General features: G+C 45.5%; 10 protein-coding genes. 4 read left to right on the top strand and 6 right to left on the bottom strand.

The window, feature by feature from the left end; all coding sequences use genetic code 11:
- Window positions 1-294: 294 nt before the first annotated feature.
- Entirely contained in the window at window positions 295-384 is a 90-nt protein-coding gene (locus tag PPM_RS30580; RefSeq protein ID WP_222435348.1) for a putative holin-like toxin, read from the top strand.
- A gap of 202 nt (window positions 385-586) precedes the next feature.
- Here the strand turns inward: PPM_RS30580 and PPM_RS06760 are convergent, their stop codons facing one another.
- From PPM_RS06760 to recQ, 3 genes are all read right to left on the bottom strand, one after another.
- Entirely contained in the window at window positions 587-1,897 is a 1,311-nt protein-coding gene (locus PPM_RS06760; RefSeq protein ID WP_013370018.1) for an alkaline phosphatase, read from the bottom strand.
- Between the two features lie 187 nt (window positions 1,898-2,084).
- Window positions 2,085-3,941 (bottom strand): B12-binding domain-containing radical SAM protein, encoded by a 1,857-nt coding sequence (locus PPM_RS06755; RefSeq protein WP_013370017.1) that lies wholly within the window; start codon window positions 3,939-3,941, stop codon window positions 2,085-2,087.
- Between the two features lie 50 nt (window positions 3,942-3,991).
- Window positions 3,992-5,890 carry a DNA helicase RecQ gene (gene recQ, locus PPM_RS06750; RefSeq protein WP_013370016.1) on the bottom strand — a complete coding sequence of 633 codons (1,899 nt, stop codon included), beginning with the start codon at window positions 5,888-5,890 and terminating at the stop codon, window positions 3,992-3,994.
- 223 nt (window positions 5,891-6,113) lie between these two features.
- On the opposite strand from recQ, the gene PPM_RS06745 reads away from it, so the two are divergent.
- Entirely contained in the window at window positions 6,114-7,127 is a 1,014-nt protein-coding gene (locus tag PPM_RS06745) for an RluA family pseudouridine synthase (RefSeq protein WP_014599559.1), read from the top strand.
- Window positions 7,128-7,212: 85 nt separating this feature from the next.
- Here PPM_RS06745 and PPM_RS06740 read toward each other — a convergent pair whose 3' ends face one another.
- On the bottom strand, window positions 7,213-8,061 hold the full coding sequence (locus PPM_RS06740) for a hypothetical protein (protein ID WP_013370014.1): 849 nt from the start codon (window positions 8,059-8,061) through the stop codon (window positions 7,213-7,215).
- Window positions 8,062-8,628: 567 nt separating this feature from the next.
- On the opposite strand from PPM_RS06740, the gene speD reads away from it, so the two are divergent.
- Both speD and PPM_RS06730 read left to right on the top strand, forming a co-directional pair.
- The gene (gene speD / locus PPM_RS06735) at window positions 8,629-9,435 is read left to right on the top strand and encodes an adenosylmethionine decarboxylase (protein ID WP_013370012.1); all 807 of its coding nucleotides are present in this window, start codon (window positions 8,629-8,631) and stop codon (window positions 9,433-9,435) included.
- Between the two features lie 251 nt (window positions 9,436-9,686).
- Complete coding sequence (locus PPM_RS06730) at window positions 9,687-11,105, top strand: NAD-dependent malic enzyme (RefSeq protein WP_013370011.1); 1,419 nt, start codon at window positions 9,687-9,689, stop codon at window positions 11,103-11,105.
- Window positions 11,106-11,187: 82 nt separating this feature from the next.
- Here PPM_RS06730 and PPM_RS06725 read toward each other — a convergent pair whose 3' ends face one another.
- Both PPM_RS06725 and PPM_RS06720 read right to left on the bottom strand, forming a co-directional pair.
- Window positions 11,188-11,868: a serine/threonine protein kinase gene (locus PPM_RS06725; protein ID WP_013370010.1), complete on the bottom strand. Its 681-nt coding sequence runs from the start codon at window positions 11,866-11,868 to the stop codon at window positions 11,188-11,190.
- Between the two features lie 137 nt (window positions 11,869-12,005).
- A complete protein-coding gene (locus tag PPM_RS06720) occupies window positions 12,006-12,737 on the bottom strand; it encodes an HAD family hydrolase (RefSeq protein ID WP_013370009.1) in 732 nt (243 codons plus the stop codon).
- Window positions 12,738-13,029: the final 292 nt, after the last annotated feature.

Genomic DNA, 13,029 nt, shown 5'->3' with positions numbered 1-13,029 from the left:
CCCATCGCCCCCGGATTTCTGAAATCGACAAAATACATCTCGATCATACCAAATATATTTATAGGGATTCAAAGATGCTGTGCAATTTTTAAATGAGTTACGTAACACCTATACTGGTTAAGAACTCATAATGATTTTCAACTTTTAAAATATATCTTATGAAAAAACAAAAAAGCGCCTAGAACAGGCGTTTTCATTTTTGTCCTTTTTAGCAATAGTATCCATATGATATACTATAAACTAACAACAGAATGGCTTAGATGGGCGGTCGGCTAGTCTCCTGCAAAGGAGGTGATGCCTGTGGAGGTTAAAGATACGCTGATGTTGATGATTCAATTTGCAACGTTGGTGATCTTGATTGTTTCCTTCAACAAAAAGAAATAGACCGCCCTCTGGAAAAGGTTAGCGGTCTATTTTACTAATCCAACCCTACAGCCACCGCCCTTATAAGCGGCTGTTGTAAAAGAGTGAGGATGTTAGAGCATCCTTACTCTTTTTTAAGTATATACCTATTGTCTATAGTTTATCACAAGAAAAACCATATTGACAATATGGAAAACCTTTTATGGGCAGCTTTCACCCTGAGCTATTTTTTTAATTGAAGCAGCTTAACCAGCTTGTCATGAATAGCCGTATTCGGGTAATTTCCACTAAATTGGGAGGAACCCGGACCCATTGCAGTTAGCGCTACATCAACGGATGTATGTCCTCCTGTGGTCCAGTCGATATAAAACTTCTCATCAGAACCTTTTACGGTAAAAGGGCCGTCCTCTTTGGAGACACCTTCACCGGATTCATCTTCCGCATCTTCGCCTTCAATGGCCAAACCGCCTGTTTCATGGTCTGCCGTCACTAACACCAAAGTATCTGGATGCGCTTTGGCATAGTCCTTAGCTACTTTGACAGCCTTATCCAGCTGCTGCCCGGCTTTAATGGTTAATTCACCTTCATTGTCATGCGCCATCTCATCAGTTCCTTCTTCCTCTACCATCAGGAAAAAGCCTTTTTTGTTTTTGGATAGAACATCAATCGCTTTCGCTGTCATATCCGGTAAAGAAACCGTTGGGTTGTAAGAATTGCCTAGTTTGTTGTGAGCTTGGAACATTTCTTCATTGGCGAATAGACCTAGCAGTTTAGAGCCTTTGGCTGCTTTCATTTCAGCCTGATCTGTCACATAGCTATAGCCCAACTTCTTCGCTTGTTCCACCAAATTTCCTTGAGTTCCCTTACTAGCTTCCTCAGGATCTTCTGCCGGTGCATCTGGATGTTTGCCTGGTGTTCCTGCAGGGTACCAGAAATCCTCACCCCCGCCCAGAATCACATCCAGCTTGCTTTTCTCAAGATACTGCTTGGCAATCTCGCTTTGCGCGGAGCGCTTCTCAACATGCGCACCAAAGGCAGCGCCCGTCGCATCTGTCACTTGGCTTGTCGTCACCACTCCTGTAGACATGCCTGCTTTTTTAGCCAGCTCCATAATGGTTGTCACTGGTTTTTTATTCAAATCCATTCCGATCGCGCCGTTATACGTTTTCACACCTGTTGCAATGGCAGTCGCAGCAGCGGCAGAGTCTGTAACTAGGTTGTCCCCTGAACTCGTGCTAACCAGACCCGTTATAGGCATCTTGTCCATTTCAAGCAATCCCGATTTTCCAACCGTTGCTAAGCGAATCGCGTTGCGACTGGCTTCCCCCATACCATCACCGATAAAAAGAATGACGTTTTTAGGAGTATCCGCTTTAGCTGATACAGCCTTCTGTGCCTTGGACTCTGCAACAGTGGACTTCGTAGAAGTCGCGGCTGCAAAAGCTGTAGGGATATCAGCAGATAATAAGGGTACAGTCAAAACAGTCACAGCACTTAACGCAAGGATACTCTTTTTCATGGAAGGCTTTTTCACAAGGTCACACTCCAATAAATTTAATATTCATATATGATAATTTCATCATATATTGGTTTTGTAAAAAATCGTAAAGCACTAGGTTTCCCGAATGTAAAAAATTGAAGTGGTCAGCTATGTTTTTATAATAAAAAAAGAAGACATCGACTCATGGTATACCAAGAGTTGATGCCTTCTGTTGTTTATACTACATCGCGGCGATATTTTTGCCGATGGGCATGGTGTAGTACAGCGGTTTTTGCTGTCCGTTTTGCTGATAGACTACAAGCAGCAATGTGCGGCCTTCGGCTGTTAATGGGCTACCACCACTCAGGATATGATCCAGACTGAACGGCAGCACATCCAGCACAGCGTGCTTTTGCAGTTCCTTTTCACCCAGGTTCAAAGAAGCAAAGGCTGGGATCATCTCGCGGTATGGCTGCGTCTGTTGACTAGCCACATCCGTCTCACCCGTATTCTCCTTGCTCACATCTGCCGCCGCAGGGGACAGCAGCGCATCCGGGTGCTGAAGAGCCATTTTCATATAGCTGGACCAATCGTCCTTCTCCAAAGTATGCTCCCACCAGATTTTGCGCGGCTTATATTTATGGTTGAGGAAATAATCAAGCTTCATCAGCCCAAGCACCATATCCATTTGCTTGGTTCCCCGCGATTCCAAAAAGGACTGAAGGCGCGTAAACAAGTCTTCGAGTTGATGTCCAATTTTTTGCCAGCCCTGTCCTTCCCAGTAGTCTCCGAATTCCTGAAAGAAATCAAAGGCGGACGAGAATTCACGCTCAATCAGGTAGTTCACCGTATGGTCCATACGATGAGAGTTCCAGTATTTTTCCAATACATCTTCCAAGCGTTTGAGTCGTACGATGTCGGCAAAAGAAAGGACGTCATTGCTCAACATTTCATACGGCGCAACATCCATATACGTATAGTTATACTTATCGGCATCAATGCGCAGACCAGTACCACGCAGCATTTTGAGGAAGCCCAGTTGAAGCTCTTCCGGGCCAAGCGCAAAAACGTCATTAAACGTTTTACGGAATGTGTTGTAGTCCTCCAATGGCAATCCGGCGATCAGATCCAGATGCTGGTCGATTTTCCCGCTTTGCTTGACCTTTGTAACAGTGCGGGAAAGCTTGGTGAAGTTCTGGCGGCGCTTAACCAGTTCATTGGTGGGATCATTCGTTGACTGGACACCGATCTCAAAGCGAAATACCCCCGGTGGCGCGTTCTCCGCCAAATAATCCAATACCTCGGGACGCATAATATCTGCCGTAATCTCAAACTGGAAGACACAGCCACGGTGATTTTCAATCAAAAACTTGAACATTTCCAGCGCATAATCGCGTTTAATATTAAAGGTTCGGTCCACAAATTTAATCAATTTAGCTCCATTGTCAATCAGATACAGAATATCCGACTTGGTGCGCTCGATATCGTAATAACGCACCCCGACCTCAATGCTGGACAGACAAAATTGGCAACTGAACGGACAGCCCCGGCTCGTTTCAAAATAGACAACCCGTTTCCCGAGTTCTGGGATATCCTCTGCAAAACGATATGGCGACGGCAGCTCGTTCAAGTCCGCTTTTGGACGACCCGGCATGATAATGACCTCTTCTCCCTTACGGTAAGCCAGTCCATATACAAAATGGAACTTGCGATCCCCTTCCAGCTCTTGCAGCAGTTGATGGAAAGTTTCCTCTCCCTCACCAACAACGATAAAATCCACATTCGCCAAGCGCTTCATCCAGTGCTCTGTATCGTAAGATACCTCCGGGCCACCCAAAACAATCTTGACCTCGGGCATAATCTTTTTCAACACATCAATGACTTTAATCGTCTCTTCAATGTTCCAAATATAACAGGAAAAACCGATGACATCTGCCCCTCGTTGAAACAGATCGGATACGATGTTCATCACCGGGTCCTTAATCGTATACTCCGCCAGCTCGATATCAAAATCCTTTTCACTGTAGGCTTTGAGGCATCGGATGGCCAGCGAGGTATGAATATATTTTGCGTTTAACGTTGATAAAATGACTTTCATAGGTCACAACCTTCTATAAGTTTGCATGGACTCTTACATCCTTAGTATAGCTATTCAAAATCCTCGTACACATCATCTGCAAAGATCTCATCCTCGCTCACCATTCCGCCGGTATTCCCCTGATTTTGAAAGAAATCAAGAAACGGCTTGCCATACTTGCGGAACTTCACTTCACCAACACCCTTGATCCGCAACATGTCTGCCTCGGATTGCGGACTCGCTACGCTCATCTCTCGCAGCGTGGCATCATTGAAGATGATATAAGACGGTACATGCTCCTGAGCGGCCAGATCACGGCGGATCAAGCGCAATTGCTCGAACACAGTTTCGTTGACCGCGGCAGGGTAGGTATCGCGTCCCTTTCGTCCACGCGATCCCGCTCCACCTGCAAAAGCAGTGGCATGCCGGACCACACGCTGCATGACTTCGCGCTGACCTCTCAGTACTTCAGCAGCAAGCTGTTGCAAGCGTACGACCGGATATTGCCCCTCGGATAGCATCAGATAGCCTTCCGAAACAAGAACATTGATAATTTCAGCAATTTCTTTTTCCGTTCGGTTGCCCATCACACCATAGGTTGGCAAGCTGTCAAAACCATACTGCAGCACCTTTTTGTTGCGCGAGCCTTTCAACACCGAGGCTACCATTGAAACCCCATACCGTTCCCGCATACGATGAATGCATGAAAAAATCTTTTGCGCATCTATGGTCATATCCACCAGTTCCCGCTCATCTGTACATGAACTGCATATGCCGCAGGCTTCATGCTCCTGCGCTTCTCCGAAATACTCCAGCTGTGCTGAACGTAGGCAGCGAGTCGTGTAACAATAGTCAACGATCTGTTGGAGCTTACGGTAGTCGTTGCGCTTGCGGTCTTCATCCTGTGGATTTTGCTCAATCAGGAACTTCTGGGTCACAATATCTTGCGGTCCGAACAGCAAAATACATTGACTTGGGTCGCCATCACGTCCTGCGCGTCCTGCTTCTTGTACATACGCCTCCATATTTTTAGGCATATTGTAATGAATGACATAACGTACGTTTGATTTATCTATCCCCATACCGAAGGCATTGGTTGCGACAATAACACGGATATCGTCGTACAGAAACCCTTCCTGGCTATCTGCACGTTCCTGATCAGTCATTCCTGCATGATAACGTCCTGCTGCCATGCCAGCGTCGCGCAGGCGTTGATATAAATCATCCACGTCCTTACGTGTCGCCGCATAAATAATGCCGGATTCACCCTCATGTTCACGGGCATAATTTAGTAAAAAGCTACGTTTGTCCTCCCCACGCAGCACACTGAATGCCAAATTCGGCCTTCCAAGACCCGTAACGAACGTTTCCGGTGAACGCAGACGAAGCAGGCGTACGATATCATCCATAACCTGCGGTGTAGCCGTTGCCGTAAACGCAGCTACGATTGGACGTTCATACAGCCCGTCCACGAATGGAGCCACCGCCAGATAGCTGGTACGAAAATCATGACCCCACTGGGATACACAGTGAGCCTCATCTACCGCAACGCAGGAAATCGGTAACTGAGCCATCTCATCACGGAACCAATCCAGTTCCAGTCGTTCAGGGGCGACATACAGCAACTTCAAATCTCCGTTCCGTGCGGCGCGGATACGGTCGTTGACTTCTCGACCGCTCAACGTGCTATTAATGTAGGCAGCTGCAATCCCCATCGTGGTCAGCGCATCCACCTGGTCTTTCATTAACGAAATCAGTGGTGACACAACAATGGTCAGCCCCTCATGCAACAACGCGGGTATCTGGTAGCATATCGATTTTCCGCCACCTGTTGGCATGATGCCCAAAGTGTCGTTGCCTTCCAGCATACTGGCCACAATTTTCTTTTGTCCCTCCCGGAAATCGGGATAGCCATAAAATTTTTGCAGCAAGTCCTGCGCCCGTTCCAATGTTGGTGCTTGTACACTCATAGTTTCAAAACTCCTCATATTTCTAGCGTCCTCGACGCATATCGGCTTTTCTTTCGTTACCTTTAGTTTACCGGGGTTAAGGGTAATGTTCAACCGCTGGAAGTCTGTCAATCGGGTTTTAGTCTTTTATGGCATTCGCTGTTTTCTCATGATATAGTGGACACGGTGCCGCAAATGGTCCATAACTATGAAGAGATACGGCTCCAAGAAGGAGAAAGAACCCATGAATAATCGGAAACCTCAAAGGAAAAATCATACAAAATCAACCTCAAACTCAAGCCATTCCAGACGCAACCACAAACCCGCCGGGAAATCTGGCTCCTATAGACCGGAAGCTCAACGGAAAACCCATACTTTGGATAAAGCACCTGCCAAAACATACATCGTTCAGGAGCCTGCCGAGCTATTGAGCTTTTTAGTTGAGCATGTGACTGGCATGGGTCGTAATTCCATTAAATCAGCATTGGCGCGTGGACAAGTTTCCGTCAATGGTATTCCTCGTACGGTGCATAATTTTCCGCTGGAGCAAGGACAGACTGTCGCGCTCTCCAAAGAAAAGGTAGCTCCTGTGGTGCCGCTAACCGGGCTGCGTATTTTGCATGAGGACGAAGCTATTATCGTTATCCATAAAGATGCCGGGTTGCTTTCTGTCGCTTCTGCGCAGGAGCAGGAAGTCACAGCATATCGCCAGCTTACAGCCCACGTACGACGCGAGCATCCGTACAACCGTATTTTTGTACTGCATCGTTTGGATCGTGATACATCAGGAGTGATGATGTTTGCGAAAAGCGAAGCCATACAGCAGGAAATGCAACAAGCGTGGAAGGAAGTTGTGTATGAACGAACATACATTGCTCTCGTAGAAGGACAGGTTAAAAAAGAAACGGGCACAATCACCTCATGGCTGAAAGAAAGCAAGACGCTAAAAATGTACTCCAGTCCTTATCCGAATGACGGACAGCACGCAGTCACTCATTACAAGCGGCTTCAGGCCAATCGGCATTTTTCTTTGCTGGAAGTACGTTTGGAGACCGGACGCAAAAATCAAATTCGCGTGCATATGGAGGATATCGGTCATCCGATTGTTGGGGATAAAAAATACGGCTCTAAGTCCAAGTCGATTGGCCGCCTTGGTCTGCATGCAAAGGTATTGTCGTTTATACATCCCCTCACCGGAGTATTGCTGCGTTTTGAATCCGACACTCCTAAAACCTTTTTGAATCCGTTTAGAGAGTAGACTGCAGTAAAGCACACGAAGAAGAGTGTAATAATACAAAAGGAAATTAGGGGGTTGTAAAAAAACAGCCCCCTTTTTTTGTTGGTTAAGCGGTATACCTCCGAACACCATCAGCCATTTTCATCAATTCATCCCATATATATATGGGTGAATTACACACTGGACATTCTACCCAACCGTTTAAGTAGGGTAGCTGGGCAAGAAGTAATTTCTCATCTATTTTTTGAGCATATTCGTGTAGCCACTGTATATTTGCACCTCTATGGTCCAATGAACGGGGGCGAATCGGATAGGGGATTAGATCGCCTGAACTGACAGGGTCTTTATCATAGACAACCAGAGTGTCACCCTGTTCATCAGGCCAAATATAGAGCGGGGTACCGCAATGGGGACAATCCAGCATATATTCGTCACCTGTATCATAGGTTTGCAGCATATAGGCTACGCAATGATACCCCTCAAAGGCGGCAGCCGCAGCAAGAACATAGCGCTTGCCGACATCTTCTTCATGTTCTTTCGCATAGAGCACCATTTCTTCCGTCAATTCTGCAAGGCGAACGATGGCACTTCGATATTGCGCGTAGATATATTCTGCCAGGCTAGAATCCACTTCCACCTGATCCCTTGCAAATTCCAACGGGATTTTGGTATGTAAGGGATTACTATTCTTCGCTTCAAATATTCCGCAAATGTTATATATATCTGCCCGAATTCCTATATCAGAACTTTTTAGCGCAATGTCTACTAGGTAGGGTACAGCCGCAAATGTACAAGTATACAACGTATTTTGGTGATACAATTCCTCCCAATACAAGGTGTCAGCTATTTCGCCATCATATCCGGCTTGGAGCTGTTTTAACATTTCTGGGACGTATTGAGAAGAACCGTAGGGGCCTTGGAGCAGAGTCCAGACCGGATCGGACAAAGCCAGCATCTTGATACTCCTTTCACCGTTTTCTTACAGTAACATGAGATAGATTTATAAAATGAGTTTGCTATCAAAAATTCATTTAACATCATAATTCTTAGCTTGTTACGTTTATTTCATTATACGCATATCAGTAGCTGAAGTTGCTTTTCTCATTTTATGCAATGTACTAAGTCACTATTTTTGAGGGTCTATAATCATATTCGGTTAAGATTTGGGCATTATGAAGATAAGATACATTAAATTCAGGAATTACGAACCTAAAATTTTCTATTACATTACGAATCCACTGTCAATTTCGTTCCTTTCCTGTATACATAGTCCACATTATAAGGCCTGTTACTTAAAAATTGCTGAGTAAGAAATAAAGTATATTAACGTTAAATTCCCATACATGTAAAATCGAGAGTGTCTTAAGTGACGCTGCCTGTTTTTAATGATGCCAAACGGGTAAGACATACATATTCAAGTCTTTATTTTGTCCGTTACAGAACGGATTGTATGAATCGGTATATGAAGAGGCGTGTTGGGAATATTACGTATGAATACTGCGACTATAAGGGGAAATAGCCTATGACCATAACACCGGAACAGCGGATTACCCTGCACGGATTTAACAATTTGACCAAATCATTGAGCTTTAATATGTACGATATTTGTTACACCAAAACGAAAGAGGAACGCGAGGCGTATATTGAATATATTGATGAACAATATAACTCGGATCGACTGACAGCTATTTTAAAAAATGTATCCGATATTATCGGCGCCCATGTACTCAATGTTGCTCAGCAGGATTATGTCCCTCAAGGAGCAAGCGTGACAGTGCTTATATCAGAAGGGCCGATTGTGGAGGTACCGAATGAATCGTACACAGAGTCACCAGGCCCCTTACCTGAGTCTGTCGTGATACAACTGGATAAAAGCCATATTACGGTTCACACCTACCCTGAATATCATCCAGACGAGGGGATTAGCACGTTTCGTGCAGATATTGATGTTTCTACCTGTGGGGAAATCTCTCCGCTCAAGGCACTTCACTACCTGACCCATTCTTTTGACACTGACATTATGACGATTGATTACCGGGTACGCGGCTTCACACGTGATACGAATGGTCATAAGCTTTTTATCGACCATGACATTGCCTCGATTCAAAACTATATTCCCGACGAAGTGCGCAATCAGTATGACATGATCGACGTGAATGTGTATCAGGAAAATATTTTCCATACCAAATGCAAGCTAAAACAATTTGATTTGGACAACTATCTGTTCGGCTACACGAAGGAAAGTTTGAGTGAAAAAGAACAACAGAATATATCAACACGACTCAAAATCGAAATGGATGAAATTTACTACGGCAAAAATATGACGTAAACAAAAATTGGATCATTTCGTTGTACAAAGGACGATTGCTTGGACTGGAATTCAGCCGGGCTTTCGTCCTTTTTGGATACAAAATCACGGATATTACTCAGCTTGATCTGTACAAGTGGAAGAATGTTCACTATGATAGGGAAAGAAACCACTAATTTAAACTATCAGCCCAGATGTTAGACTTGCTCTCGATTGTAAGCGCAATCAATTGATCTCACTATTTTGTTATGAAAGACAAAGGAGGAATTTGTATGCAAGGCGGTATTGGCGGTAAAAATATTATTTTACGACTGGAAATTTCCACCGAGCACATCCAGTTTGGTCAATTGATTACGTTGGTAAACGAACATGGCGGAGATGTCATTGCCATTGACGTCATCCGCACTTCTGAGAAGGCCACTGTAAGAGATATTACAGTCACCATTGCTGATCCAGCAGAAATCGACCGAATGATCGCCCGGATTAAAAAAGCACAAGGTGTAAAGGTACTGTCCATCTCTGATCGCACCTTCCTCTTGCATCTCGGGGGCAAGATTGAAATGCAGCCCAAGGTCCCGATTCAAAACCGTGACGACTTATCCCGGGTATACACTCCTGATGTGGCGCGCGTATGCATGGCCATTCATGAGGAGCAGGACAAAGCTTTCCGGTTAACGATCAAGCGCAACACTGTTGCTGTCGTCTCTGACGGAAGCGCTGTCCTCGGACTCGGCAACATCGGTCCATATGCAGCCATGCCGGTTATGGAAGGCAAAGCCATGCTGTTCAAGCAGCTTGGGTCCGTCGATGCCTTCCCGATCTGCCTGGATACGCAGGACACGGAAGAAATCATTAAAGCCATTAAGCAACTGGCCCCAGCCTTTGGCGGTATTAATCTAGAGGATATTTCATCGCCGCGATGCTTTGAAATTGAACAGCGGTTACGTGACGAGCTGGACATACCTGTTTTTCATGATGATCAGCATGGCACAGCTGTCGTGTTGTACGCAGGGCTGATTAATGCGCTCAAGGTGGTCGGCAAAGCTCTGTCTGACGTCAAAATTGTCGTCTGCGGTATCGGGGCTGCAGGTGTGGCCTGTACCAAAATTTTGCTATCTGCAGGGGCAGTGAACATTATTGGTGTAGACCGGAACGGTGCGCTTACAGCTGATGAAACCTATGAGCATCCGATGTGGAACTGGTATGCGCAGCATACCAACCCCGAACGGCTGTCCGGCACGCTATCTGAGGTTCTGAAGGACGCGGACGTGTTTATCGGTCTGTCGGCAGGCGGAATATTGCAACGAGAAGACGTGAAGCGCATGAAGGAAGCTCCTGTCCTGTTCACCATGGCAAACCCGGTCCCTGAAATTAACCCAGAGGATGTCGAGGACATTGCAGGGGTCATCGCTACCGGACGTTCAGACTATCCTAACCAGATTAACAATGTACTTTGCTTCCCCGGCATATTCCGAGCAGCACTGGACTGTCGCGCACGCGAAATTAACGAAGAGATGAAGCTGGCAGCCGCAGAAGCTATCGCAAGCACAATCCGTCCCGATGAATTAAACAAACTGTATATTATCCCGGGTGTATTTAACGAGGGCGCCGTACAACAGGTGCGTAAAAAGGTGATTCAAGCCGCGATTGCGAGCGGTACGGCCAGAAGAGTGCCTAGAGATTTCAGATAAAAGAAAAGGATTGCTCCCGTAAAGCGGGTGCAATCCTTTGGTATAGAAGGATAGGGCTGTATTTCGGTATCCTTCACAGTGGTTATGATTTCCATTTAGAAAACAATTGACTGGCACGCTGGGCAAACTCCTCCAGGTTGATGCTGGAGTTGTCCAGCTTGTAATACCATTTTTTGATCGTCTCCAAAATCCATGAAGGAACCTTAACCTCGGAGAAACCGGAATAGAACGTATGATACGCCCACACCAAATGCTCCCAACGCTTGTCATCGCCTTCTTTTACATATTCAGATACATCTAGCACCTTGGCGCGTCCATCTTGCATGAGTACATTTTTGAGATGAATATCACGAGGATTCAGCCCCCTGGACCGAACAAATTCCCTCGCCTTTTCCACGTCCTCAATGACCTGCTCCGGCACCGGAATTCCTTGCAGCAGGCAATCCAGCAGCGTAATACCAGATTCGTAACTAATGACAATATACTTATCGCCTTTTCCGTAATAATGAGGAAAATAATCAGAACCTTGCAAACGCTCATATACATCGGCCTCTGCATCTTTTTTTTCGATCGCCATGTCTGAATACACCTTAAACGCGTAGCCTGGCAACGTATCGAGCGTAAATACGGCCGCATCTGTCCCAATGCCGATACAGCGGACGCCTTGGGTGGCTGTTTTAATGCTAACTGGGTCATTATCCTCCGTACTATATACGGTCACTTGACTTATGATGTCGTCTGCCTGCCTCCATTGTTCTACCATGCGCGATCCCTCCTTCTCTGTTCTACCCATTTCAAATGAAGTTAGATCTATAACAGATAAATAGTATTACGGACCAGCTTTTGAAATAGCTTCAAAATAGGTTGGATTCTTTTGGGTGACACGAATATGTACCGCGTCTAACGTGCGTCGGGCAGGAGCAGCTTTCTTAGCCCTGCATAGCTTGCCGCAGTTTCATAGGCTCCCGACACATCAGATTCCGGAATAGCATTCCTGTGATTGAACCAAATTACCCGCCAATTTGCAGCTATAGCTCCCGCCACATCATTACGCCAGGAATCCCCAATGTAGCAGCAATGCTCTGCTAAAGTGCCTGTCCGTTCGTTGACTATTTCGAAAATGCGCGGATCAGGCTTGGCATAACCAACAGTCCCAGACACAAAAATATGCTCTGCCGCAACATGATTTTCCAGTGTCATAGCTTTAATTTTGCTCATCTGATGTTCTTCAAGACCGTTCGTAATCAAACCGACCAAATAGCCAGCCGAGCTCAATTCATCGATTAATGAGGTAGCCCCCTCAAAAGACTCAATTCGGTACTGTCGATCCAAGTATTCTTGTTGGACATGCACTGCCTGCTCACGGGTAATATCTACCCCGAATTCTTGTAGAGCCAGAATAAAACGACCTTCCCTCATATCATCCAGTTCATCCTGCCCTGCTTTCCCCTCCAATAGTCCTCCTTTAGCCGATAGTAAATCGCTGTAATAGCGAATACGGTGGTAGACTTCCTCATATGGAAAACGCTCACTTAATCCTAATACTGTACGCAATGCATCACGTGTAGGGTGCAAATGATCGTACATCGTGTCATCTACATCAAAAAAAACAGCCTTCTTTTGCAAGTTCATATGCCCACTTCTTTCTGTTAAATCTTTGGATGACACTCTCTATACCTTGTCCTGATATTATACCCGTTGACCTATTACGTTGCACCCTTACCTTCCCAGCCCGTATCTCTCATTCACCCTTCTCAGGTGATAACATACACTGAAAAGACTGCATTTTCGCAAACTCACTTTACTTCACTACTGCGCTAACATAGGTATCTTGTCCTGGTTTGAACGAAAGCGTTTTATTTTGACAGCACACGGGTAAAAGGTCACATTTTTGAAAAAATTCGTCATACAGGTTTACATTTCG

Source organism: Paenibacillus polymyxa M1, from assembly GCF_000237325.1.
In the GTDB taxonomy this organism is placed as follows: Bacteria; Bacillota; Bacilli; order Paenibacillales; family Paenibacillaceae; genus Paenibacillus; species Paenibacillus polymyxa_C.
The sequence above is the reverse complement of the archived record's forward strand: the minus strand, read 5'-3'. Positions and strand labels throughout refer to the sequence as shown.

Coding starts and splice junctions, on each gene's coding strand:
- PPM_RS30580 (WP_222435348.1), top strand. CDS start 295: ATGCCTGTGGAGGTTAAAGATACGCTGATGTTGATGATTCAATTTGCA.
- PPM_RS06755 (WP_013370017.1), bottom strand. CDS start 3,941: ATGAAAGTCATTTTATCAACGTTAAACGCAAAATATATTCATACCTCG.
- recQ (WP_013370016.1), bottom strand. CDS start 5,890: ATGAGTGTACAAGCACCAACATTGGAACGGGCGCAGGACTTGCTGCAA.
- PPM_RS06745 (WP_014599559.1), top strand. CDS start 6,114: ATGAATAATCGGAAACCTCAAAGGAAAAATCATACAAAATCAACCTCA.
- PPM_RS06740 (WP_013370014.1), bottom strand. CDS start 8,061: ATGCTGGCTTTGTCCGATCCGGTCTGGACTCTGCTCCAAGGCCCCTAC.
- speD (WP_013370012.1), top strand. CDS start 8,629: ATGACCATAACACCGGAACAGCGGATTACCCTGCACGGATTTAACAAT.
- PPM_RS06730 (WP_013370011.1), top strand. CDS start 9,687: ATGCAAGGCGGTATTGGCGGTAAAAATATTATTTTACGACTGGAAATT.
- PPM_RS06725 (WP_013370010.1), bottom strand. CDS start 11,868: ATGGTAGAACAATGGAGGCAGGCAGACGACATCATAAGTCAAGTGACC.
- PPM_RS06720 (WP_013370009.1), bottom strand. CDS start 12,737: ATGAACTTGCAAAAGAAGGCTGTTTTTTTTGATGTAGATGACACGATG.